The following is a 23,879-nucleotide window of genomic DNA, read 5'->3' on the forward strand; positions in this document are numbered from 1 at the left end:
GCCATCGTGCATCCTGCATTTTGCGTGGTCGGGCACGATTCAATGGAACCATTTGGCCGCGCTGAGGTTCACGGTTTTCAACCCGCTATGCAGATACAAAACATTTCAAAAACCGCGTGTACAGCTCAAGAACCGCTGACGTATTTTCGGTTTCATAGAACGCCGCCCGACAATAAAAAAGAACTAACGGGAGCACGCATAAGCGACACGATTACCTGGGGCATGATGCTCCGTAAGCTGCCTACCATTGCCAAAACCATTCCCCGCGTGGTGAAAGGCATGAAGGTCGCCAACGTCAAGGACCCGACCCAACCGTGTGGCCTCGGCTGGACGTTCGAGCAAGCGACCTTGCGCAACCCTGATGGCCCAGCGTTGCTGCAGGGCGATGTGGTGCTGAGTTATGCACAGGTCAACCAGTGGGCCAATCGCATCGCCCATCACCTGATTGCCCAAGGTATCGGCAAGGGGGATGTGGTGGCGGTTTTTCTCGAGAATCGCCCGGAACTGCTGGTGACGATATTGGCCGTGGCCAAGGTCGGTGCGATCAGTGCCTTGCTCAATACCTCGCAAACCCGCGACACACTGGCCCATAGCCTGAACCTGGTGACGCCCGTGGCGATCATCGTCGGTGAAGAACTGGTCCCGGCCTTCAATGCGGTCCGCGAACGGGTATCGATCGAGACGACGCGCACCTGGTTCGTTGCCGATCAAGACACCTACAGCCGTCCCGGTGTCGCGCCCGCCGGTTTCATCAATCTGATGAATGACGCCGCCAACGCGCCCAGCGAGAACCCCGTCAGCAGCCGGCAGGTCTTTTTCGACGATCCTTGTTTCTATATCTACACCTCGGGCACCACCGGATTGCCCAAGGCGGGCGTCTTCAAGCACGGTCGCTGGATGCGCAGCTCGGTCAGCTTCGGCCTGATCGCCCTGAATATGCAGCCCGAGGATGTGGTCTATTGCACCTTGCCGCTGTATCACGCCACCGGGCTTTGCGTGTGTTGGGGCTCGGCGATCAACGGCGCATCAGGATTTGCCATCCGCCGCAAATTCAGCGCCAGCCAATTCTGGCATGACGTGCGCAAGTATCGGGCGACCACCCTGGGCTATGTCGGTGAATTGTGCCGCTACCTGGTGGATCAACCACCCAGCGCCGACGACAACCAGCACCCGGCGACCAAGATGATCGGCAACGGCCTGCGTCCCGGCGCCTGGCGCGAATTCAAGACGCGCTTTGGCGTCGGGCACATCTGTGAGCTGTATGCCGCCAGCGACGGCAACATCGGGTTCAGCAACATTCTCAACTTTGACAACACCATCGGTTTCTCCTTGATGGCCTGGGAGCTGGTGGCCTACGACCATGACAGCGGCATGCCGACGCGAAACGCCAATGGGTTCATGCGCAAAGTCGGCAAAGGCGAGCAGGGCCTGTTGCTGGCGCGGATTGACGACAAGGCGCCTCTGGACGGTTACACCGATCCGCAAAAGACCGAGAAAGTCGTCCTTCACGACGTGTTCGTTAAAGGCGACCGTTACTTCAACACCGGCGATCTGCTGCGCAACATTGGTTTTGGTCACGCGCAATTTGTCGACCGGCTGGGCGACACCTACCGCTGGAAGGGTGAGAACGTTTCGACCACCGAGGTCGAGAACATCCTCCTGCAACACCCGAATATTTGCGAAGCCGTGGCCTACGGCGTCGAAATCCGCAACACCAACGGACGAGCCGGCATGGCCGCAATCACACCGGCGGAGTCCCTGGCGACCCTGGACTTCAGCGAACTGTTGGCGTTTGCCCGCGAGCAAATGCCCGCGTATGCAGTGCCGCTTTTCCTGCGGGTGAAAGTGAAAATGGAGACCACCGGTACCTTCAAGTACCAGAAGACCCGGCTCAAGGACGAAGCCTTCGACCCGGCTAAAACCGGCGGCGACCCGATCTATGCGTGGCTGCCCGGCACCCAGACTTATGTGCAAGTCACTCCGCAGTTGCTGGCGGATATTCACGGCGGCGCTTTTCGTTATTGAAAGCAGCGCTATTGAAGGTGGCTATGGCGGCGCTTGAGAAAAAAGAAGTGACAGCTTCGGGGCTGCTCGGGAAACTGTCGCCTTTGCGAATAACCGAACGTGGAGTGCCCGATGTCAGACCAAAGCCGCCAGATGACCCCCGAAGAAGCCGCCGAATTTGCCGAGCAGGTCTTCAACAAAGCGCGCGAGGGCGATGCGGCGATGATGGCCGCGCTGCTGAGCAAAGGGCTGCCGCCGAACCTGCGCAACCACAAGGGCGACACCTTGTTGATGCTCGCCGCGTACCACGGTCATGTGGACACGGTAAAAGTGCTGCTGGAACACAAGGCCGACCCGGAAATCCGCAACGACAACGGCCAGAGCCCGATTGCCGGTGCTGCGTTCAAGGGCGACCTGGCGGTGGTCAAGGCGTTGGTGGAAGGTGGCGCACAAGTCGAAGGCTCGTCGTTTGACGGTCGTACCGCGCTGATGATGGCGGCGATGTTCAATCGTGTTGAAATCGTCGACTACCTGATCAGTAAAGGCGCCGACCCGAAAGCCAAGGACGCCAATGGCGTGTCCGCGCTGGATGCTGCGAAAACGATGGGCGCCGTCGATACCACTGCGCAATTGCAGAAACTGCTCGGCTGATCGGCTACGGATTGGGGGGCGTAATGCGCTATCCTTCGCGCCCTCAAATTTCACTCGCTACAGGATCCGCCCATGAAAGCCGCACTCGTCGAACTCATCAGCAAAATCAGCTCCGGGTGCATGAGCGATGACGAAATCCTCAAAGTCGCTGAGGAAGCGGCCCAGGCCTACGCCGATCCCGAAGCTTTTCTGGCGGCCAATCCGGATATCAACTACGACGACACTTTCCCGATTCCGCTGGGTGAATGGGTGGTTGTCGGCAGCCTGCCAGAGACTGTGCTGTTCCAGGCTGACACCTATATGGATTTGTTCGCGCAGATCGTTGCCTCGTTCGGCCCCGGGGTGGATTTCAACATCAAGCCCAAGCAACTGGCCAAGACCGAAGCCCTGACCGCGCTCAATCGCATTCAGGTGCAGATGGGCAGCATGAACAAGGAAAACGGCGGTTACACGCTGATGAACTTCAGTCAGTTGCTCGATGACGAGTTGCAAGTGGTGCTGGTCTTCGGCAACGACGTGCCTCGCGTGCTGGAGCTGTGCGCCGAAGTCGGCATCGCGGCCGCGCCTTCGCTCGAAGCCCTCAAAGTCGCGATTCACGTTTAAATAACGGAACCCTCGCAAGGCCCGGCTATCCTAAGAGTGCATACCACTCTTAGGAGCGACACCATGGGTTCCACGTTCAACGGTCTGGTTGGCCTGATCATTCTTGCCCTGGATATCTGGGCAATCATCAACGTGCTCAAAAGTGGCGCTGAAACAGGGATGAAAATCATCTGGGTGCTGCTGATCCTGTTGCTGCCGGTGCTGGGCCTGATCATCTGGGCCATCGCCGGGCCACGAGGCAATGTTCGGATCTGAGCACGCAATCAAAACAGACTCGCTTTCCCCTGTGGGAGCGAGCCTGCTCGCGATGAACGATAACGCGGTTTGACTGAATAACAGCGGTGACGGCATCGCGAGCAGGCTCGCTCCCACAATGTGCTGTGTCTACCCGGCCGACGAAGGTTCGACCTGTCATATTCCGCGACGTAGAATGCGCGCCTTTCCCGGTCAATCGTGCCGATCGATTGGCCATCATGGGCGGGTAACCGTCCGTTGCCATCCGCATTCCTCGGAGCACTTCCCATGAGCACGACCCCAACCAGCGAATACCTGGAAACCCTCTACGAAGGCTACGGCCAGCGTTTTCGCATGGAAAAGCTGCTGCACGAAGTTCGCACCGAACACCAGCACCTGGTGATCTTCGAAAACCCGCGCATGGGTCGAGTGATGGCGCTGGACGGCGTGATTCAGACCACCGAAGCCGATGAATTCATCTACCACGAAATGCTCACCCATGTGCCGATCCTGGCGCACGGCAGCGCCAAGCGCGTACTGATAATCGGTGGCGGAGACGGCGGCATGTTGCGTGAAGTGGCCAAGCACGGCGGCGTCGAGCACATCACCATGGTCGAGATCGACGGTACTGTGGTCGACATGTGCAAGGAATTTCTGCCGAACCACTCCAAAGGTGCGTTCGATGATCCACGCCTGAACCTGGTGATCGACGACGGCATGCGTTTCGTCGCCACCACCACTGAAAAATTCGACGTGATCATTTCCGACTCCACCGATCCGATCGGTCCGGGTGAAGTGCTGTTCTCGGAAAACTTCTACCAGGCGTGCCGTCGCTGCCTCAACGAAGGCGGCATTCTGGTCACGCAGAACGGCACGCCGTTCATGCAGATCGAAGAAGTCAAAACCACCGCCGGCCGCTTGCGCAGCCTGTTCCCGGACTGGCACTTCTATCAGGCCGCGGTGCCGACCTACATCGGTGGCTCGATGACCTTTGCGTGGGGCGCGACCAATACCGCGTATCGCAAACTGTCCCGTGAAACCCTGCAACAGCGTTTCGCCGGCAGCGGCATCGTCACCCGCTACTACAACCCGGAAATCCACATCGGCTCCTTCGCCTTGCCGCAATACGTGCTGCAAGCCGTGAACAAGCCGAGCAACGACTAAACTGAAGATGTACTCATGACCCTGTGGGCACGAGCAGGCTCGCGCCCACAGGTTATATATTTCATGCGTTTACGGTGTAGTCCGTTGAACGATCAGTCAGGCCAAAAGTCCAGATAGAGGTAAGCCCATTTGCGGGTTTGTTCGAGGAGGCACTGATGCAAAAGTGGAAAATCACTTTCGTGGATGATCACGGTGAAACAGTCGACGAAGTCTTCGAGTGCGACGATTGCCCGGATAACGAGAAAGCCGCCGAACTCCTCAAGGAAAGACTTTTTCCTGTCGCCGCCAAACTGGATCTGAATGATCTGGAAGGGCGAACGGCTGATGCGAGTGTCAAAAGTCTAAAAACCCAAAACAGCATTGAAATCCTCGGTATTGCTCCCGTCTGATACACCTTCTGGCACATTCTTGAAACACCAGGCCTTGGCAGCGGCTCTGAGTTGGGGCTACTCTGCATTCGAGATCAGCGAACGGATCGCTAAGGTCTGGTCTTGTCAGCTACATGCTTGCTTCCCACCGGCAACATCGTTGCCGCATCGCTCGCACCCATCGGTTGCGAGTGCCGGGAATACGGAAAGTCTATCCATCAATTTGAGGGGGACGTTTCATGAGCACAGCCTATCAAGAAGACATCAGCAGCAGCGTGTTGCGCCGCATGAAAGAAGGCGGTTTTGACTTTTCACGATTCCATCCCATCGAGTTCTACGCCATTTTCCCGGATGAGGAGCGGGCACGCAGGGCGGCAGGGCATTACTGTGGTGAATCCTTGAATGCACAAATCAGCGTGCGCGATGACGGCGCATGGGCCCTGGAACTGAGCAAAGTGATGTACGCCACCTATGACGGGATTGGCGACTTTGAGCAGGATTTCGAGGCGGTGGTCGAGCCTCTGGGCGGCATCATCGAAGGATGGGGCGTCAAGCAGGAGGTACGAGGGCTACTCGCATAACGCTATGAACAGTGACAATGCTCAGCAACGGCTGACCTTCGGGTTGGCCGTTTTCGTTTGTGTGGCCGGCAATCCCCTCGGCAAAACCCTGAAACAAGAATCCGGCACAAAAAAAACCGCCTGAGCAGGCGGCTAAAGGGAAGTTTCGGTCAGGTTTTGCAGCGGATGCGCGGATTATCCGTGTCGACTATCGGGCAGTGAAATCAACTCTGACTATGCTGGTGATAGGCGAGTACTTCGCCTTGCAATGAAGCGGGGGCTGTCAGCTTGGGGCGTTTGCTGCACAGGATTGGTGCGGTGCTAACGGGGTCATTATCCAACTGATTGATATTAAAGCGTTTCTGCCGATGGCACGGGCCTTGCGAAGCCTAGATGTCCGGGTGACAAGGAGTACGGCATGATCCGCACCTATTTTGATGAGATGTACGATGCCGGCGGCCAGGTCCGCCCGCATTATCGGGAGTTTGCCCGTTGGCTGGCCGAGACGCCTGACGAGCTCTTGGCACAACGGCGACGCGAGGCCGATCTGCTGTTTCATCGCGCCGGGATTACGTTCACGCTTTACGGTGATGAGCAGGGGACAGAGCGCCTGATTCCCTTCGACACCATCCCCCGCAGCATCCCCGCCAGCGAATGGCGGATTGTCGAACGCGGCTGTATCCAGCGGGTCAAGGCGTTGAACATGTTCCTCGCCGACCTGTATCACGAGCAGCGCATCATCAAGGCCGGCATCATCCCGGCCGAACAAGTGCTCGCCAACGAGCAATACCAGTTGGCGATGCAGGGGCTGGACCTGCACCGCGATATTTATTCGCACATCTCCGGCGTCGATCTGGTGCGTGATGGCGACGGCACGTATTACGTGCTCGAAGACAATCTGCGCACACCGAGCGGCGTGAGCTACATGCTCGAAGACCGCAAGATGATGATGCGCCTGTTCCCCGAGTTGTTCGCGGCCCAGCGCATCGCGCCCATCGACCACTACCCGAATCTGTTGCTCGATACCCTGAAAAGCTCGAGCCCGATCGATAACCCGAGCGTGGTAGTGCTGACGCCGGGCCGCTTCAATAGCGCGTTTTTTGAACATGCCTTCCTGGCGCGGGAGATGGGCGTTGAACTGGTGGAAGGCGCGGACCTGTTCGTGCGCGACGATAAGGTGTTCATGCGCACCACGGACGGGCCGAAAGCCGTCGACGTGATTTACCGACGCCTCGACGATGCGTTCCTCGATCCGCTGGCGTTCAACCCGGATTCGATGCTCGGCGTGCCAGGGCTATTGTCGTCCTATCGCTCCGGCAACGTAGTGCTGGCGAATGCCATCGGCACCGGGGTCGCGGACGACAAGTCGGTGTATCCGTTTGTCACGGACATGATCCGTTTCTACCTCGATGAAGAACCGATCCTGAAGAACGTGCCGACGTTCCAGTGCCGTAATCCCTCGGAACTGTCCCACGTGCTGGCCAATCTCCCAGACCTGGTGGTCAAGGAAACCCAAGGCTCCGGCGGTTACGGAATGCTGGTGGGGCCGGCGGCGACGGCGGCGGAGATCGAGTCGTTCCGTGCGCGGATCAAAGCCAAACCCCATGCGTACATCGCGCAACCGACGTTGTCATTGTCGACCTGTCCGACCTTTGTCGAAAACGGCATCGCCCCACGCCACATCGACCTGCGTCCGTTTGTATTGTCTGGCCGCGAAACACGGGTTGTGCCCGGCGGTTTGACCCGTGTCGCCCTGCGCGAAGGCTCCCTGGTGGTGAATTCATCCCAAGGCGGCGGAACCAAGGACACCTGGGTAGTCGAGGATTGAAGGAAGCTTGCCATGTTAAGTAGAACTGCCTCGGATTTGTATTGGATGTCGCGTTACCTGGAGCGGGCGGAAAACCTCGCACGGATGCTCGACATCAGTTATTCGCTGTCGCTGATGCCACAGGATGGTCGCGGTGACGGTCTGCACGAATTGGCCATGCCATTGCTGATCACCGGCACCCTGGACGATTACCTGGAGCGCCACGGTGATTTGCACGCCGAACGGCTGCTGCATTTCTTCGCCCTGGACGCCGCCAACCCGGCCAGCATCTACAGCTGTCTTGGCGCCGCACGGGCCAGTGCCCACGCGGTGCGTGGGCGAATCACCGCCGACATGTGGGAAAACATCAACGCCACCTGGCTGGAAATTCGCGGGATCGCCGATCAGGGCTTGAGCCGATATGGCATGAGCCGTTTCTGCGAGTGGATCAAGGAGCGTTCCCACCTGTTTCGCGGCGCATCCTACGGCACGATCATGCGCAACGATGCGTTCCGCTTCATTCGCCTGGGGACGTTTATCGAGCGGGCCGACAACACGTTGCGCCTGCTCGACGCCCGCTATGAAATGGCCGGCGATCAGGCCGAGGCGGTCAGCGACGGCACCGCTCACGCCTATTACCAGTGGAGCGCGTTACTGCGGGCGTTGTCCTCGTTCGAGGCGTACACCGAAATCTATCGCGACGCGCCCGGCGCCCGCCATGTCGCCGAGCTGCTGTTGCTGCGAGCGGACGTTCCGCGTTCCCTGCGCGCCTGCACCGAAGAAATCGACCAGATCCTCGCCCAGTTGCCGGGGGCCAACGGCCGTCCCGCGCAACGTCTGGCGGCTGAGATGGACGCGCGCCTGCGTTACACCGGCATCACCGAAATTCTCGACGAGGGCCTGCACGCCTGGCTGACCGAGTTCATCCCGCTGGTGCGCCAGTTGGGTAACGCCATTCACAGTTCCTACCTGGAGGCTGCATGAGACTTTCCATTAGCCACGAGACCACCTATCACTACGAAGATCAGGTGCGGGCGAGCATCCAGTATTTGCGACTGACCCCCCACGACAGTGAGCGCCAGCACGTTCTGAGCTGGCAGCTCGACCTGCCGCGCCCGGTGCGCGCGCAACTGGACCCGTTCGGCAATATCTTGCATGTGCTGACCATGGACGAGCCGCATGAAGCGATCATCATCGGCGCCCGTGGCCAGGTCGACATTGACGAGTTGAGGGAAGCCGAGCATGAAAGCCAGTCGGCGCTGCCGTTCCTGCGCTTCACACGGCTGACCGAAGCGGACGAAGCCCTGCGCGCGTTTGCGGAAAAAGAATGCAAGAAACGTCGGGATCGCACGGCGCTGATCGACTTGATGCATGGCTTGAACTCGCACATGACCTACACACCGGGCTCTACTGAAGTCGACACCAGCGCCGCCCAAGCTTTCGCCGGACGTGCAGGCGTCTGTCAGGATCACACCCATGCGTTCCTCGCCTGTGCGCGCAGCCTGGGCATTCCATCGCGTTATGTGTCGGGTTATTTGTACAGCGAGAACTGCGAGCACCTGGCCAGTCACGCCTGGGCCGAAGCCTGGCTGGATGACGCCTGGTACAGCTTCGATGTGACCAACGAGCTGGCCCGTCCGGAGCGCCATTTGAAACTGGCCGTGGGCCTGGATTACCTGGACGCCTGCCCGGTGCGCGGCATGCGGCGCGGTGGTGGGTGTGAGCAGATGCACGCGAAGGTGTTTGTATCGCCAACGCCGATGCCGGCGCCGGTAATCTCCGTTCAGCAACAATAATCCGCAACACCACAACAAAACCTGTGGGAGCGGGCAAGCCCGCTCCCACAATGGGATAGGTATCAGGGCTTAACCTTGCGCCCCGCCATGTGTTTCAAATACCCCACCAACATCTCCAGATCGCCATCCGGCAACACCGACTGCGCAAACCCCGGCATCTTCGCTTGCGGCCACTGGCGCAAACTTTGCGGATCACGAATGTAGCGCTTGAGAAATTCCGCCCCGAAGTATTCGGTCGGGCTGAACGGAATATTCAGGTCCGGCCCAAACTGCGCGTCCCCTGCACCATTAAGTCGATGACAGGCCAGGCAATTTTTCTGAAACAGCGCAAAGCCTTTATTGACGGGGTCGTCTGCCTTCAACGCCGGATCCGGCAACAGGGCAGGGAAGCGCTCGGCCACGGGCGCCATGCGCTTGATGCTTGCCAGCTCGTATGGCCATTGCTCGGGACTGATGTTGCCAGCCTGCGGATTGGTCCAGACCAGATAAAACGGCCCTGCACCGTGTTTACCTGCAGATAACGCCGGCCACGGCTTGGCCGGGTCCTCAATCGCCAACCATGCGCGCGCGCCCTTGGCATTGAGTAACGGCGCCGCCGGCAACTCCGCAGCAAACCCGTCCGCCGCCACGGCTTGCAGATGATCGTCAGGCTTGATACCGGTCAATAATGCGCTCAACGGAACGGCGCGATAGCTCATGTCCCGTTTGTAGGAAACGTCGTTACTGATGGTGATGGTCTGGGCTTGAGGGTGTTTGAGCAACTCCTCGGTCTGCCAGGTGCGACTGTTCGCGCCCAGCTCCAGATTCAGCTGTGCGGCATACAGGGGCGAGCCGAGCAGCAAGGCCCCGAACAAAATAAACGTTTTCAAGATGATCGCCGTCCATGTCGTGAGAATTCCATAAAGGTTGGCACACCCACGCTGGCCCGGGTAGCGAGCCAGTCACATTTTTAAGTGGGCGATATAAAAACCTGGCACCGTTAATGATCGACTAGCCGATCACTTTCGTCAGGTTCGGCAAAATCAACAACAGCGTAGTGGCGAATAAAATGAGCCCGGCTTGACGTACTTTCGAATGTTTGAACATGGCTTGACCGCCTTTTTTGTTATTTCCTGATGCCTGCCTGCATATCTCCATGACGGCGAGCGCTGCACTTCCTGTAAGACGAGTGCCTCGGCAAAACCCGACGACAACTTCGTACATGTTCACCTTAGAGCCCGCGTCACGCTTGGTTTAGATCCATTTCATATGGTTCGCGTGCTACAGGCTATTAAAAAGGCATGAGGCCTATTGCCAGCTTCTTGGGCGCCCTTTTGCTAGACAGCTTGGTGGCGTGAATCGCTTAATCGACGGGTTGGCGACCGTCCGTCTGAGCGTGTCCGTCAACGCCAGTGAGCATTGCGGTCATTGAATCGGCGCGGGCTCGGAATAAGGTGGAGGCTCAGTGTTTACTCACCGCCAGGTTCGAGGACGTCATGACTCAAGCTTTGATTTTCGACGCGTTACGCACGCCCCGTGGCAAAGGGAAGCCTGAGGGCTCGCTGCACAGCGTCAAGCCAGTGAATCTGGTGGCCGGGCTGCTTACGGCACTGCAACAGCGCCTGTCTCTGGACACCAGCCAAGTGGATGACGTGGTGCTCGGCTGTGTCACGCCAATCGGCGATCAAGGCTCCGATATCGCCAAAACCGCGGCACAAGTGGCCGATTGGGACGTGAGCGTGTCAGGCGTGCAGATCAACCGCTTTTGCGCCTCGGGACTGGAAGCCGTGAACCTGGGCGCGATGAAAGTCCGTTCCGGTTTCGAAGACCTGGTGGTGGTCGGCGGCGTCGAGTCCATGTCTCGCGTGCCCATGGGCAGCGACGGCGGCCCTTGGGCGCTGGACCCGGAAACCAACCTGCACAGCCATTTCACCCCGCAAGGCGTGGGCGCCGACCTGATCGCCACGATCGAAGGTTTCAGCCGTCAGGACGTCGATGCCTACGCGTTGCACTCCCAGCAGAAAGCAGCGCGGGCGCGGGCTGATGGTTCGTTCAACAAGTCACTGGTGCCGGTACAGGACCAGAACGGCATCATCCTGCTCGATCACGATGAGTTCATCCGCGCCGAATCGACCCTCGAAGGCCTGGCCAAACTCAAGCCGAGTTTCGAGATGATGGGGCAAATGGGCTTCGACGCCACCGCATTGCGGGTGTACAGCCATGTCGAGCGGATCAACCACGTGCACACACCGGGCAACAGCTCCGGGATCGTCGACGGCGCGGCGCTGATGTTGATCGGCTCCGAGGCCAAGGGCCGGGCGCTCGGGTTACAGCCGCGTGCGCGGATCGTTGCCACTGCCGTGACCAGCACCGATCCGACCATCATGCTCACCGGCCCTGCACCGGCTACGCGCAAGGCATTGGCCAAGGCCGGGCTGCGGGTCGAAGACATCGACCTGTTCGAGGTCAACGAAGCCTTCGCCTCGGTGGTGCTCAAATTCATCAAGGACATGGCCATCGACCCGGAGAAGGTCAACGTCAACGGCGGCTCCATTGCCATGGGGCACCCGCTGGGCGCCACGGGCTGCGCGATTCTCGGCACCTTGCTCGATGAACTGGAAACCCGGCGCCTGCGCTACGGCCTTGCGACCTTGTGTGTCGGCGGCGGCATGGGCATTGCCACCATCATCGAACGCCTCTGAGCCCCGACCTTAAGGAACAAATGACATGACAGAAGCCATTCGTTACGAAAAAGGTCAGGACCAGATCGTCGTCCTGACCATCGATATGCCGGGCCAGAGTGCCAATACCATGAACGCGGTCTATCGCGAGGCCATGGCCACCTGCGTTGCCCGACTGGTGGCCGAAAAGGACAGCCTTGCCGGCGTGATCATCACTTCGGCCAAGAAAACCTTTTTTGCCGGTGGCGACCTCAATGAATTGATCAAGGTCGGCAAACCCGAAGCCAAAGCCTTCTACGACATGGTGCTGACCCTCAAGGGCCAATTGCGTACGCTGGAGACACTTGAAAAACCGGTGGTCGCCGCGATCAATGGCGCGGCATTAGGCGGCGGTTGGGAAATCTGCCTGGCGTGTCATCACCGGGTGGCACTGGACAATCCATCGGTGCAACTTGGCTTGCCGGAAGTGACCCTTGGCTTATTGCCGGGCGGCGGCGGGGTGGTGCGCATGGTGCGCATGCTGGGGATTGAAAAGGCTTTACCTTACTTGCTCGAGGGTAAAAAAGTCCGGCCGCAACAAGCGTTGCAGGCGGGATTGATTGACGAGTTGGCGAAGGATCACGATGAGTTGCTGAGCAAGGCGCGGGCCTGGATTGTGGCCAATCCGTCGGCCGTTCAGCGTTGGGACGTGAAGGGTTATCAGATTCCGGGTGGCACGCCGTCGAACCCGAAAGTTGCGCAAATGCTGGCCATCGCGCCGTCGATCCTGCGCAGTAAAACCCAAGGCTGTCTGCCCGCGCCGGAGAAAATCCTGTGTGCGGCGGTGGAAGGTGCCCAGGTGGATTTCGACACGGCGCACCTGATCGAAACCCGCTATTTCACTGAATTGACCACCGGCCAAATCTCGAAAAACCTGATCGGTACGTTCTGGTTTCAACTCAATGAGATCAACGCTGGCGGCTCGCGACCTCAAGGTTTTGCTCCTTACGTGACGCAGAAAGTCGGCGTACTCGGCGCCGGGATGATGGGCGCCGGTATTGCGTTTGTCAGTGCATCGGCCGGTATTGAAGTGGTGCTCAAAGACGTCACGCTCGCGGCAGCGGAGAAGGGCAAGGCGCACTCGGCAGCACTGCTGGACAAGAAAGTCGCCCGCGGGCAGATGATTGCCGAACAGCGCGAGGCGATTCTGGCGCGGATTCACACCACGCAGAGCGATGCGGATCTTGCCGGTTGCGATCTGATCATTGAAGCGGTGTTCGAAGACCGTGAACTGAAAGCCAACGTCTCTTCGGCCGCGCAGGAGGTCGTTGGCCCTGACGCCGTAATCGCCTCCAATACCTCGACGTTGCCGATCAGCGGCCTGGCCACCGCCGTGCCGGACCCAACCAAGTTCATCGGCCTGCATTTCTTCAGCCCTGTGGAAAAAATGCCATTGGTGGAGATCATCAAAGGCACCCACACCAGCGACGAAACCCTGGCGCGTGGATTCGATTTCGTCCTGCAAATCAAGAAAACCCCGATAGTGGTCAACGACAGTCGCGGTTTCTTCACCTCGCGGGTGTTCGGCACCTTCACCAACGAGGGCATCGCCATGCTCGGCGAAGGCGTGAGCGCGCCGATGATCGAGACCGAAGCGCGCAAGGCCGGCATGCCGATCGGGCCGCTGGCGATCTCCGACGAAGTATCCCTCAGCCTGATGAGCCATATCCGCCAGCAAACCGCCAAAGACCTGCAAGCCGAAGGGAAACCACTGACAGAGCACCCGGCGTTCGCCGTGATTGACTTGCTGCTCAACGAATACAAAAGGCCTGGTAAAGCGGCAGGGGGCGGTTTCTACGAGTATCCGGCCGGTGGCCAGAAACATCTGTGGCCCGGGCTGAAAACTCGTTTCGAGAAAGCCGACGGACAGATTTCGCCCAAGGACGTGCGTGATCGCTTGCTGTTCGTGCAAGCCATCGAAACCGTGCGTTGTGTGGAGGAGGGCGTGTTGACTTCGACGGCGGACGCCAACGTTGGCTCGATCTTCGGCATCGGCTTTGCGGCCTGGACCGGCGGCGCGCTGCAGTTCATCAACCAGTACGGCGTGAAAGACTTCGTCGCCCGTGCCCAGTACCTGGCCCGGCAATATGGCGAGCGTTTTTTGCCGCCTGCGTTGCTGCTGGAGAAAGCCGCCAGAGGGGAGGCCTTCTAAGGGACGTATGACGCACTCCGGGGCTTGCCTTGCCACCGTGTTTCAAGGCAGGCTCTGGGGTGTGCATTATTCCCATCACGTGTCAGGTATTTTTTATGTCGTTACGCATCTGCATTCTGGAAACCGACATCCTGCGTCCAGAACTGGTCGATCAATATCAGGGTTACGGGCAGATGTTCCAGCGCCTGTTTTCGCAGCAACCCATCGAGGCCGAGTTCAGCGTCTACAACGTGATGCAGGGCGAGTACCCGAGCGATGATCTGACGTTCGATGCCTACCTCATCACGGGCAGCAAGGCTGACTCCTTCGGCACCGACCCGTGGATTGAAACCTTGCGAGCCTACTTGCTCAAGCGTTACGAGCGCGGCGACAAACTGCTGGGCGTGTGCTTCGGCCATCAGTTGCTGGCGCTGCTGTTGGGCGGCAAGAGCGAGCGCGCGACCCAAGGCTGGGGCGTCGGCACGCACAAATACAAAATGGCTGCGAAAGCGCCGTGGATGAGCCCGCTGCGCGAAGAGCTGACCTTGTTGATCAGCCACCAGGATCAGGTGACGTCGCTGCCGGAAAACGCCACGGTCATCGCCTCGAGCGATTTCTGTCCGTTCGCCGCGTACCACATCAACGACCAGGTGCTGTGTTTCCAGGGCCATCCTGAATTCATTCACGATTACTCGCGAGCGTTACTGGATATCCGTCAGGAAGCGCTGGGCGAGCAGGTTTATTCCCAAGGCATGGCGAGTCTTGAGCATGAGCATCACGGCACGACCGTGGCGGAATGGATGATGCGGTTTGTGGCGCACAAGCCGGAAGCTGTTTGACGCTAAAAGCGCCCACATGGGCTCTGCGGTGTTGCGCAGATCAATGTGGGCGCGAGCCTGCTCGCGATTATTCCAGGCGAATCGGTGTTGGCTATAGCCACCCCGACTTCTTGAAACTCGCCCACAAACCTGCACATCCCAGCGTAATAAACCCCAACACCGCAAAATAGCCGTAGTGCCACGCCAACTCGGGCATGTTCTGGAAGTTCATCCCATAAATCCCGGCCACCGCCGTCGGGAATGCCAGAATGGCCGCCCACGCCGCAAACTTGCGTTGCACCACGCTTTGGCGTGCCGCTTCCAGCAAAACGCCAACCTCAATCGTCTGGCTGGCAATGTCCGCCAGTGTTGTCAGGTCTTCCAATTGCCGCGTGACGTGAATCTGCACATCGCGAAAGTAGGGGCGCATGTTCTTGTCGATGAATGGAAAGCTCAGCTTTTGCAGTTCCTCACCGATTTCCACCATCGGCCCCGCGTAACGACGCAGGCGCAATACATCCCGGCGCAGGCTGTGGAGTTTCTGGATGTCATGTTCCTTCAACTCACTGCACAGCACGTTGCGCTCCAGTTCATCGATCTCGGCATGGATCGCTTCGCCCATCGGCTGGTAGTTTTCAATGACGAAATCGAGGATGGCATAGAGGACGAAGTCTTCCCCGTGCTCCAGCAGAATCGGACGCGCCTCACAACGTTGTCGGACAAGGGCGTAGGACGCCGAATGTCCATTGCGTGCGGTAATGATGTAACCGTTGCCGGCAAAAATATGAGTCTCGATGAACTGCAGTTTGCCTTCGTGGCGGATCGGCGAATACGTGACGATAAACAACGCATCGCCGAAGGTTTCGAGCTTCGGTCGGCTGTGTTTCTCCAGGGCGTCTTCAATGGCCAGTTCGTGCAGATTGAACTGGCGTTGCAGGTTGGCCAGTTCGTGCGCATTCGGCTCTTCAAGGCCGATCCAGACAAAGTGGCCAGGCTTCGCAGCCCAGGCAGCGCCTTCGTCGAGGGTGATATTGGAGACTTTCTTACCGGCGCTATACACCGCTGCAGCGACAACTCTACCCATGATGTTGATTCACTTCTTATTCAGCGTTTTTATCAGCGAAAACTCAGTGGCAAGCACTATTAAGCTTAGCCGTGTCTGCTGCTTGAGAGTCGGCAAACACCACAGAGTTCGTGGGCCAAAGCTCGCAGGCAAAAGAAAACCCGCACAAGGCGGGTTTTCCTTTTACGCGGCTTGCAGTTGCCGGTCCATCGACTCGATGCACTCGCGCATTTGTTCACGGCACTGGGCAATCAGCAGAGGCATATCGTCCAGGCTCAATCCCGCGGTTGGAATCGCCGGCAGCGAGCGAATCAGAATTTTCCCACTGCGCCAGCGGTTCAATCGCATGTGTTTGACGTAGCTACTGACGCACACCGGCACGATGGGCACCCCGGCGGCGATCGCCATCTGGAACGCGCCTTTCTTGAAGGGCAGCAGTTCTTCACCGAGGTTACGCGTGCCTTCCGGGAAGACCCAGATCGAGGTGTCCTCATGCTGCAACGTATGCGTGGTGGTCAGCATCGACTGGCGCGCCTTGTGCGCATTGCCCCGGTCGATCAACACATTTCCCGCCAGCCAGAACAACTGACCGAACAGCGGCACCCACTTCAGGCTTTTCTTGCCGATGCACACGGTGCGGCGGGGCACCACGTTGCCGAACACAAAAAGATCGTAGTTGGACTGGTGGTTGGCGATGATCACGCAGCTCTCGGGTTTGTTCATCAACGGCCCGACGTCGGCCTTCACTCGCAAACGTAAAATACACATCGCCGGCCATGCATACAGGCGCGCGCACAGACGGCTGTTGTCCGGGTTGAAGGGTCTACACAGACCGAGTATCACTCCCAGCACGCCCGCCAGAACAAAGTGCAGGCCCATCAATAACATACGCAACACAAACAGCATTTGCAGGCCCACCGGGACAAAAGGTGGCGCAGTGTACGGATGTGCACTGTTTTCGGCAATTGCGCCTATAGAGGAAGGAGATAGGCGATGTTTGTGCGCATGTTTCCGACTTGTGGGTCAGACGCGTTCTAGAGCGGTTGTTGGGTTTTCAACAATGGGCGTAAGAAAAAGCCCGACACGACGGTCGGGCTTTTCGGTGTGGCGCGTTTGGATTTAACCCAAGTGTTCCTGATCCAGGATGATCGCGTTGTCCAGCGTCTCCAGCAGTGCCTTGCGCACTTTCAACTTGGTGTTCTTGTGCGCGGTCATGTTGATTTTCTTCAACTGACGGGCCGCCGCCAGCGCCGCGCCTTGCAGTTCCTCGGCCGACACCACTATGTCGAGGAAGCCGGCATCCACGGCGCTTTGAGGATTAAACATCTCACCGTTGATGACGGAGCGGTGGAACGCCGACTTGCGCAGACGATCACGCGCGATCTCGATACCAGCGTGGTGCATGGTCATGCCGATCTGCACTTCGTTCAGACCAATGCTGAACGGGCCGTCGACACCGATGCGGTAGTCCGCCGACAACAGCAGGAAGGCGCCTTTGGCCACCGCATGCCCAGGGCACGCGACGATGACCGGGAACGGGTGCGACAACAGGCGACGGGCCAGGGTCGAGCCAGCCGTGACCAGCGCCACCGCTTCCTTAGGGCCGGACGTCATCACCTTCAAGTCATAACCACCGGACAGAATCCCGGGCGTACCGGTAATAATCACCACCGCACGATCAGTCACTGCCTGATCCAGCGCAGCATTGAACGCTGCAATCACGTCCGGCGAGATGGCATTGACCTTGCCATTGCTCAAGGTCAGGGTCGCGATACCGTCTTCGAGATGGTAGGAAATCAACTCACTCATGACGCTATTCCTTATATGAAAGTTGGGGCAGACGTTACCCACCACGACAGGCCAGGTAAAGCGCCGTGACTGACCCGCCAGTCACCCTTTCCCCGCCCGGCAAGCGTAGTCCGCCGCCCCCACAACGCATTCCCCTCTCTATAGAAGAGGACGCGAAGCCGGAGATTGGCAGGTTTGCCATGGCCCGGAATCTGCTGGAACGACTGAAACGCTAAGCACATGAAAATTCTGCAAAAAAAGTTTGCCATCGCAAAAGCTTTCGACTACATTAGCGCGCCTCGACAGACAGAACATGTTTGACGAGATACGGTGAAGTGTCCGAGTGGCTTAAGGAGCACGCCTGGAAAGTGTGTATACAAGAAATTGTATCGAGAGTTCGAATCTCTCCTTCACCGCCAAATTCGATGTAACCAGAACCCCTGATTTCGAGAGAAATCAGGGGTTTTGTGGTTTCTGGGAGACTGAATAATAGTCATTGCGCCGATTTGGAAGCAGCTGAATCGGCGAAGACACGTCCTGAAATGATGTAGGAAAAGTCATTGGGGTGTCGGAAGTAATGCTGGAAAGCCAGTTGCTTCGGTGCTTCCATGGGGGCTTGCACCTCTAATGAGCTGCTTTGGGGTGGGGTATTTGTTTTGTACCTCAAAGGTACAAAATGAATCAAAGAGCAGCGCAAGTGGCGCTCTCCCTTATCCGAGATGGACGTACGCAAGATATGCAGGAAATGACCATGAAACAGGCCGAGCTGGAAAAGGTTCACGTAGAGATCGTCAAGTTGCTCTCTGAACAACGCAAACTGAATGCCGAAGCTGGCAAGATGACCCGTGAAACTTTTTGGTATCCAGTGGCTGTTGCGACAGGATTGATTGGAACCGTGGCAACCATTACGACGGTGTTGATCAAGCTACTATGACCTTGTTGAGCCCGCTGCCCGACTCCCGATATTTCCTGATACTTGAGCGAAATATGAATTCAAAAGCCCAGACGATGCTGGGCTTTTTTGTTTTCAGTTGGCTGTCGGGGAATAATGCTTGCCCCCGTGAAGAAGGAATTCCGATGATCACCACCACAACCCACGCCATCGAAGGCCGGCAAATCACTGCCTACCTGGACATCGTCAGCGCCGAGTCGGTGCAGGGTGTCAACGTTATCCGCGACATGTTCGCTGGCATGCGAGATTTTTTCGGTGGCCGGTCTCAGACGTTGGAGCGGGCGTTGAAGGAAGCGCGAATTCAGGCGACCGACGAGATCAAGGAGCGGGCGCGGGCTCTTCAGGCGGATGCGGTGGTGGGGCTGGATTTTGAGATCAGCATGCCGGGCGGCAAGGGCGGGATGGTGGTGGTGTTTGTGACCGGGACGGCTGTGAAGCTGAGGTGAGGGGGCGTGGATCTGTTTATTCGTCTGGTTGATTTGTAGGAAGCGACGCGGTCCATTCGTCGGTCATGGCAAAATCTGAATTACAAGTCCGCTAATGACCGGCTAGTCTCAAAAGCCTTGGTGGTCGATATTTTTCAGGCAAATAGGGCTTGCCGGTATCGATCCCGCTTTGAGAGGGGAAGAGCTATGGCTGATCCGTATATCGAAGACGACGGGGCAGAGTTTCCAATCAACAATTGCGTGCAATGTGGCCAGACGGAGTATGTGGCGGGTTTTGGCGAAGATCCGGTCCAGACTCAAAAAGTGAAATCCAAGGCGCCCCGAGGGGCCAAGACGAAATTCCTGCCTCGGGTGGCGGCGCCTCCCAGGAAGTAGCATTCAACGGTTCAGACCCCGCCTATCAGAGCGGGGTTTTCATTTTTCCAGGACTGATTTTCCGCGAAATGGCCTACAGAAGAATGATCATTTTCCTGTTGATTTAATTTCACAAACTTTTCACACCTTGCGCCGTAGTCTCAGCTCATCCGTTAGAAAGCAGTACCTGCCCGTTCCCCAGCGGGCTTTTTTTTGCCTGTCATAAAACCTTTCCCATAAAAGCTGTCCAACCGTCGCTAATTGCGAGGTACGGTGGTTTTTGTGTGGACGTTACCTCCTCAAAAGCATTCAATCCCCGGCTTTTCGGTTTCCCCCTATTTTTGAGGTTTTTCGTCATGCGTTTAACACTGCCTGCTCTGGTTCTGGGACTTCTGGTGACTCAAGGTGCAATGGCTGCCGGTGATGGCACCGCGGCGATCGGTGGCGGTCTGGGTGGTGCGTTGGGCAACGTGATCGGCCAGAACATGGGCGGCAGCACTGGCGCGGCGATTGGTGCTGGCGTTGCGGGCGCAGCCGGCAGCGCTGTTGCCGCACGTAAAGGCAGCCGCACCAAAGCAGCCATTGGTGGCGGTGTCGGCGCGGCGGGCGGTTCGGTGATCGGTAACAGCCTGGGCGGCAAGAACGGTTCTACCATCGGCGCCGGCTTGGGTGGTGCGTTGGGTGGCGGTGTAGGCAGCAACCTGGGTCGCAAACGTCACTGATTGTGAATTGATTTGCTGAAAAGCCCGGCTTAATGCCGGGCTTTTCGTATCTGAATGTTTCTTTTGCGCTTACTTCGAATTAAAAGCTGTCCAACCTACATCGCTGACCGGATTCAGTGGGTGCAGGTGCTAGACTCGCGCCCATCCGCAGAGCGTACTCTTACCCCCGATGCGGAATTTGAGGTTCATATCATGCGTTTGACATTGTCCACGTTGTTTCTGGGACTTTTGGTCGCTCAAGGTGCAATGGCTGCCGGTGACGGCACTGCGGCAGTTGGCGGTGGTTTAGGCGGTGCATTGGGCAACGCGGTCGGCCAGAGCATGGGCGGCAGCACAGGCGCGGCGATTGGCGCTGGTGTGGGCGGCGCGGCAGGTAGTGCCGTCGGCGCTAACAAGGGAAGCCGCACAGAAGCAGCCATTGGCGGTGGTTTGGGCTCTGCCGGTGGTTCAGTGATCGGCAATCGCCTCGGTGGATCCACCGGTTCGACCATTGGCGCAGGCCTCGGCGGTGCAGCAGGCGGCGCTCTCGGCAACAACCTGGGCACTGACAGCGGCGGTGGCGGTTCTCATTCTGGAAACGGCCACAAGCATAAGAACAAACACAGAAACAAAAATCACTGATTCGTCAGTGAGTGACAGAAAAAACCCGGCCTGGTGCCGGGTTTTTCGTTTCTGTCTGTTGGGTATCGGAACGTTTGGCCGTAGGCCGCCTCGAACTTCATAGCTCCCTGAATCCTACGAGGCACGTCATGACACCTGAAACCGAAGGCAAAGAAGAAAAAGGCCCGAGCGGACTGCCATTTATCAATGATCCCGGCAACGAAGATCCAGGTTCATTAATGGATGACGCTACGGTGCCACTCAACGATTCCGATGATGCCGGTGATGTGGGTAACGTCGAGTATGAAGAAGAGGATGAAGACGAAGAAAATGAGGAAGATTGACCCGCATTGGAGCGGATCGACCGATCATCTCTCTGATCGAACGCTCGTAGAGACCCACCCTCGAAATTTCAGGGCCTGCTCTTCAGGCCCTTTGAGAGGTGCTGAATGAACGCTGACCCGAAAGATGCCGAAACCGACGACACCCCTGAATACTCGCTGCCTTCGCCCACCGATTCTTTAAGCCGCGATCAGCGGCCGCCGGATGACGACACGGCGGTGGAACAAGTGCCCGCTGATGATGTGAGGCGCGGTGATGTCGAGGCGGATCCTGAAGATCCGGACATTGCCGGTGAGGATTATTCGGGTGAGCCGAGCTGAAAAGCCGCTTATCGATTGTGTTGCAGCTTTAAAAAGAGAGCGCTGCCAGATCAGGTATGCACCTTTTTTAAAAGAGATGCGTCATGGTCAGTTCGATGATGCGCTTACAAATAAAAGCCATCTAGTTTTTTTGGATTTACGATAGTCTTTGTTTTCAGGCCTGTAGCAATCTATTCGTTACAAGCAGCTATTTTTACACCTGTTCGCTAGCGACTCGATCCAGCGTTTGCGGAACTCCTGTTGTAGCTGGATGTTGTTTGTGATGTTGTTTTCCTCATAGTCAAATATTCTCACTACACCCTCAAGCTCCGCAGGTCTGCCTAGTTGAAGCTCATACGCAACTAGGCCGGCAGACATTTGCGATGACATACTCGAAGTATAAACATTGATTTTAGCGCCTTTGCATAAAAATTTTGTGGTCGGGTTATCTGCTCGCAATAGACCAAAGCATTGGAACAGGTCATACGCTTTGTAAGTTTTCTCTGGGTTGCATCTGGCTCGCAAGGACAATAGCGCTCCTTCGCGCTGGTATTCAATTATAGTACTGTCAGTGGTGCCATCGGAGAGTGTGGCTATTTCAAATGCTTTCATGAGCACCTTTAAGGTATAGGGTGGTTTTTTATTTGTATTGACTATTTTTTGATTGATTCTAGCCAGCGATGGAAAAAATCAGTTTGCATTTGTGGGTCATGAATAATGTCTTGATCATCATACTGAAAGATATTGACCAGATCCTTTCTAGACGCTCGGACTCCTAACTTGTGCTCGTAGGCCATAATCCCACAGCTCATCTGCGACGACATACTGGAGGGACGCACGTTTATTTTTGCGCCTTTACATAGAAATTTAATTTCAGGAAACGACTTGATTATTTTTCCAAGACATTCATAAATATCAAGCCCTGAAAATTTTTGTGTTCGGCCGCTCTCCAATGTTATTTGGATGGAGGGTGTATCTTCATCACAATCGAGTACAGCAATCTCTAGTTTGTCCTTGATCAAAATAGGAACTGTTTCAACTGTCATTGTTGTTTATTTTGAATAGGACTGTATAAGCTATTCTCGAAGAGCGCCCAAGCGTTATCAAAATTGTTCCTCATCTCTTTTGTGCCGATTCCGATCACCTAGTGCTCAACGACTGTAACCATTTTTTATAAAACTCTCTCTGCTCGTCTGGTGTGGCTGCAATATTGTTATTTTCGTAATCGAATATGTGAACTATATCGTCGAATGTTGCGGATTTTCCCATTGTGAGTTGATAGGCAACGGCCCCGCCACTCATCTGAGAGCACATTCTAGAAGGGGTAACATTGAGTTTTGCTCCTTTGCATAAGAATTTAATATGTGGAAGGTCTTGTCTGATTTTTGCTAAGCATAGATAGAGGTCGTCGCTTTCGTATGTTTTGCAGAACCCGTTGTTCATTGTGATTTTTATCAGCATCTTTACGGCATCAAATTGCAGTGTCGCCTGCTCTTCACGACCGTCTACAATTATTGATATTTTAGTGGTTTCCATTTTATTTCCTGTTTGGATTTGGAGTGGAGTATCCGACGTAGCTCCCGTCCTTTTTTAGCGGTGTTACACCCAATATGTCGGCTGTGTCGATTTTGTTGGGGATTGCTATTTCAGTTTCATCTCCGAACGGAACAAGGTTTTTCAACTCTTTGTTCACATCTATCCCATCAATTTTTTTCAGTGAGTATAAAAAACCTTTTCTTGTTTCAAACTTAGTTCCAAATTGGATGCCTGTGCGCCGCGATGGTGAGGTACTGATGAAATAGCTGGGTGGATCATCACTGTCCATAGCGTGAAGCAATAGATCACGGCTTTCTCCTTTGCTCTTAAATCCTGATTTGAATACTTCATCTGGGTGTTTCAAATCACCACGATAGAGATATTCAGTCTTGATGCTAGGCTCGGGAAGTATTACTTCCCCCTCACCTATCTTAACCTTCCCAACCGGATCCTCATTCCCAAACGAAGGCTTGCGACACCCATCCCCCCCAGGACACTCATTCAACCCCAACGGATCAACCCACCCCGTCGGGTTCCTTGTGTACTGATACCCGTTTAACCCGCCCGCCAATCCACTCGGATCCGGCGTCAGATACCGCCCCACATCCGGGTTGTAATACCGATGCCGGTTGTAATGCAGGCCTGTCTCGGCATCGAAATATTGCCCCTGAAACCTCAACGGCTGATCCAGCACCTGATGGGTGTCGCGGTTGAGTCGGGTCAGGCGGCCATACGCGTTGTATTGCGCGGCCCAGATGATGTCGCCGCTGTAGTCAGTCAGTTCTTGCGGCGTGCCAAGGTGGTCGAGTTGGTAGTAGAAAGGGCACGCCTGGCGCGGGCCTTTGCCGTCGAGCATGGCCAGTGGGCGGAAGGTGCCGGGTTCGTATACGTAGCTGCGGTAGTGTTCGCGGCTGCTTTCGGCGACGAGGTGGTCGCCTTGCC

28 protein-coding genes, 1 tRNA gene and 1 pseudogene are annotated in these 23,879 nt (G+C 56.7%); 21 read left to right on the forward strand and 9 right to left on the reverse strand.

The features are described from left to right. The first annotated feature begins 198 nt into the window (after positions 1 to 198). The 10 genes from QRN31_RS30085 (at position 199) to QRN31_RS30130 (ending at position 9,187) form a co-directional block, all read left to right on the forward strand. Positions 199 to 2,025, forward strand: a complete 1,827-nt coding sequence (locus QRN31_RS30085) for a long-chain-acyl-CoA synthetase (protein ID WP_285436504.1) — start codon at positions 199 to 201, stop codon at positions 2,023 to 2,025. A gap of 111 nt (positions 2,026 to 2,136) precedes the next feature. After that, positions 2,137 to 2,655 (forward strand): ankyrin repeat domain-containing protein, encoded by a 519-nt coding sequence (locus QRN31_RS30090; RefSeq protein ID WP_285436472.1) that lies wholly within the window; start codon positions 2,137 to 2,139, stop codon positions 2,653 to 2,655. Between the two features lie 72 nt (positions 2,656 to 2,727). Beyond that, the gene (locus QRN31_RS30095; protein ID WP_259150902.1) at positions 2,728 to 3,258 is read left to right on the forward strand and encodes a hypothetical protein; all 531 of its coding nucleotides are present in this window, start codon (positions 2,728 to 2,730) and stop codon (positions 3,256 to 3,258) included. Between the two features lie 63 nt (positions 3,259 to 3,321). Beyond that, the gene (locus tag QRN31_RS30100; RefSeq protein WP_054048570.1) at positions 3,322 to 3,513 is read left to right on the forward strand and encodes a PLDc N-terminal domain-containing protein; all 192 of its coding nucleotides are present in this window, start codon (positions 3,322 to 3,324) and stop codon (positions 3,511 to 3,513) included. 267 nt (positions 3,514 to 3,780) lie between these two features. Continuing rightward, positions 3,781 to 4,656 (forward strand): polyamine aminopropyltransferase, encoded by an 876-nt coding sequence (gene speE / locus QRN31_RS30105; protein ID WP_285436476.1) that lies wholly within the window; start codon positions 3,781 to 3,783, stop codon positions 4,654 to 4,656. A gap of 155 nt (positions 4,657 to 4,811) precedes the next feature. After that, complete coding sequence (locus QRN31_RS30110; RefSeq protein ID WP_285436478.1) at positions 4,812 to 5,045, forward strand: hypothetical protein; 234 nt, start codon at positions 4,812 to 4,814, stop codon at positions 5,043 to 5,045. 218 nt (positions 5,046 to 5,263) lie between these two features. Next, the gene (locus QRN31_RS30115) at positions 5,264 to 5,605 is read left to right on the forward strand and encodes a ribonuclease E inhibitor RraB (protein WP_090181832.1); all 342 of its coding nucleotides are present in this window, start codon (positions 5,264 to 5,266) and stop codon (positions 5,603 to 5,605) included. Between the two features lie 397 nt (positions 5,606 to 6,002). Further along, positions 6,003 to 7,412: a circularly permuted type 2 ATP-grasp protein gene (locus QRN31_RS30120; protein WP_090181836.1), complete on the forward strand. Its 1,410-nt coding sequence runs from the start codon at positions 6,003 to 6,005 to the stop codon at positions 7,410 to 7,412. A gap of 12 nt (positions 7,413 to 7,424) precedes the next feature. Next, positions 7,425 to 8,375 (forward strand): alpha-E domain-containing protein, encoded by a 951-nt coding sequence (locus QRN31_RS30125; protein WP_033055742.1) that lies wholly within the window; start codon positions 7,425 to 7,427, stop codon positions 8,373 to 8,375. Beyond that, complete coding sequence (locus QRN31_RS30130; protein ID WP_285436480.1) at positions 8,372 to 9,187, forward strand: transglutaminase family protein; 816 nt, start codon at positions 8,372 to 8,374, stop codon at positions 9,185 to 9,187. Before QRN31_RS30125 ends, QRN31_RS30130 begins: the two co-directional genes overlap by 4 nt. 62 nt (positions 9,188 to 9,249) lie before the next feature. Here QRN31_RS30130 and QRN31_RS30135 read toward each other — a convergent pair. Next, positions 9,250 to 10,072 (reverse strand): annotated as a pseudogene (locus QRN31_RS30135) (c-type cytochrome). A 105-nt stretch (positions 10,073 to 10,177) separates the two neighbouring features. Beyond that, a complete protein-coding gene (locus QRN31_RS30140) occupies positions 10,178 to 10,390 on the reverse strand; it encodes a hypothetical protein (protein WP_222590499.1) in 213 nt (70 codons plus the stop codon). A gap of 272 nt (positions 10,391 to 10,662) precedes the next feature. Here QRN31_RS30140 and QRN31_RS30145 point away from each other — a divergent pair, with 272 nt between their 5' ends. From QRN31_RS30145 to QRN31_RS30155, 3 genes are all read left to right on the forward strand, one after another. Beyond that, on the forward strand, positions 10,663 to 11,868 hold the full coding sequence (locus QRN31_RS30145; RefSeq protein ID WP_285436483.1) for an acetyl-CoA C-acetyltransferase: 1,206 nt from the start codon (positions 10,663 to 10,665) through the stop codon (positions 11,866 to 11,868). A 25-nt stretch (positions 11,869 to 11,893) separates the two neighbouring features. Continuing rightward, positions 11,894 to 14,038, forward strand: a complete 2,145-nt coding sequence (locus QRN31_RS30150; RefSeq protein WP_285436484.1) for a 3-hydroxyacyl-CoA dehydrogenase NAD-binding domain-containing protein — start codon at positions 11,894 to 11,896, stop codon at positions 14,036 to 14,038. A gap of 95 nt (positions 14,039 to 14,133) precedes the next feature. Continuing rightward, entirely contained in the window at positions 14,134 to 14,856 is a 723-nt protein-coding gene (locus QRN31_RS30155; RefSeq protein WP_285436485.1) for an amidotransferase, read from the forward strand. Positions 14,857 to 14,947: 91 nt separating this feature from the next. On the opposite strand, the gene QRN31_RS30160 is transcribed toward QRN31_RS30155, so the two are convergent. From QRN31_RS30160 to QRN31_RS30170, 3 genes are all read right to left on the reverse strand, one after another. Continuing rightward, on the reverse strand, positions 14,948 to 15,919 hold the full coding sequence (locus tag QRN31_RS30160; protein WP_285436486.1) for a magnesium and cobalt transport protein CorA: 972 nt from the start codon (positions 15,917 to 15,919) through the stop codon (positions 14,948 to 14,950). Between the two features lie 162 nt (positions 15,920 to 16,081). Then, positions 16,082 to 16,804, reverse strand: a complete 723-nt coding sequence (locus QRN31_RS30165; RefSeq protein WP_285436488.1) for a lysophospholipid acyltransferase family protein — start codon at positions 16,802 to 16,804, stop codon at positions 16,082 to 16,084. Between the two features lie 213 nt (positions 16,805 to 17,017). Next, complete coding sequence (locus tag QRN31_RS30170) at positions 17,018 to 17,707, reverse strand: crotonase/enoyl-CoA hydratase family protein (protein WP_285436490.1); 690 nt, start codon at positions 17,705 to 17,707, stop codon at positions 17,018 to 17,020. Positions 17,708 to 18,015: 308 nt separating this feature from the next. Between QRN31_RS30170 and QRN31_RS30175 the strand changes: the two genes are divergently transcribed. From QRN31_RS30175 to QRN31_RS30210, 8 genes are all read left to right on the forward strand, one after another. Next, a tRNA-Ser gene (locus QRN31_RS30175) sits at positions 18,016 to 18,105 on the forward strand. A gap of 332 nt (positions 18,106 to 18,437) precedes the next feature. After that, positions 18,438 to 18,620 carry a hypothetical protein gene (locus tag QRN31_RS30180; RefSeq protein WP_208672255.1) on the forward strand — a complete coding sequence of 61 codons (183 nt, stop codon included), beginning with the start codon at positions 18,438 to 18,440 and terminating at the stop codon, positions 18,618 to 18,620. Between the two features lie 143 nt (positions 18,621 to 18,763). Then, positions 18,764 to 19,084: a YbjQ family protein gene (locus QRN31_RS30185; protein WP_285436506.1), complete on the forward strand. Its 321-nt coding sequence runs from the start codon at positions 18,764 to 18,766 to the stop codon at positions 19,082 to 19,084. A 186-nt stretch (positions 19,085 to 19,270) separates the two neighbouring features. Then, on the forward strand, positions 19,271 to 19,459 hold the full coding sequence (locus QRN31_RS30190) for a hypothetical protein (RefSeq protein WP_285436492.1): 189 nt from the start codon (positions 19,271 to 19,273) through the stop codon (positions 19,457 to 19,459). A 335-nt stretch (positions 19,460 to 19,794) separates the two neighbouring features. Further along, entirely contained in the window at positions 19,795 to 20,160 is a 366-nt protein-coding gene (locus tag QRN31_RS30195; protein ID WP_285436494.1) for a bacteriocin, read from the forward strand. 192 nt (positions 20,161 to 20,352) lie between these two features. Then, positions 20,353 to 20,781 carry a glycine zipper domain-containing protein gene (locus QRN31_RS30200; protein WP_285436496.1) on the forward strand — a complete coding sequence of 143 codons (429 nt, stop codon included), beginning with the start codon at positions 20,353 to 20,355 and terminating at the stop codon, positions 20,779 to 20,781. Between the two features lie 128 nt (positions 20,782 to 20,909). Beyond that, positions 20,910 to 21,104, forward strand: a complete 195-nt coding sequence (locus tag QRN31_RS30205) for a hypothetical protein (RefSeq protein WP_259150869.1) — start codon at positions 20,910 to 20,912, stop codon at positions 21,102 to 21,104. 105 nt (positions 21,105 to 21,209) lie between these two features. Next, a complete protein-coding gene (locus QRN31_RS30210) occupies positions 21,210 to 21,422 on the forward strand; it encodes a hypothetical protein (RefSeq protein WP_285436497.1) in 213 nt (70 codons plus the stop codon). Between the two features lie 177 nt (positions 21,423 to 21,599). Here the strand turns inward: QRN31_RS30210 and QRN31_RS30215 are convergent, their stop codons facing one another. From QRN31_RS30215 to QRN31_RS30230, 4 genes are all read right to left on the reverse strand, one after another. Further along, positions 21,600 to 22,013 carry a hypothetical protein gene (locus QRN31_RS30215; protein ID WP_285436498.1) on the reverse strand — a complete coding sequence of 138 codons (414 nt, stop codon included), beginning with the start codon at positions 22,011 to 22,013 and terminating at the stop codon, positions 21,600 to 21,602. 41 nt (positions 22,014 to 22,054) lie between these two features. Then, positions 22,055 to 22,447, reverse strand: a complete 393-nt coding sequence (locus QRN31_RS30220) for a hypothetical protein (protein ID WP_285436499.1) — start codon at positions 22,445 to 22,447, stop codon at positions 22,055 to 22,057. 94 nt (positions 22,448 to 22,541) lie between these two features. Beyond that, positions 22,542 to 22,937: a hypothetical protein gene (locus QRN31_RS30225; protein WP_285436501.1), complete on the reverse strand. Its 396-nt coding sequence runs from the start codon at positions 22,935 to 22,937 to the stop codon at positions 22,542 to 22,544. 1 nt (position 22,938) lies between these two features. Beyond that, positions 22,939 to 23,879 (reverse strand): RHS repeat-associated core domain-containing protein (locus QRN31_RS30230; RefSeq protein ID WP_285436502.1); only part of this gene is annotated, 941 nt, incomplete at its 5' end.

It is taken from the genome of Pseudomonas sp. fls2-241-R2A-110 (genome assembly GCF_030209165.1).
Taxonomy (GTDB): Bacteria; Pseudomonadota; Gammaproteobacteria; order Pseudomonadales; family Pseudomonadaceae; genus Aquipseudomonas.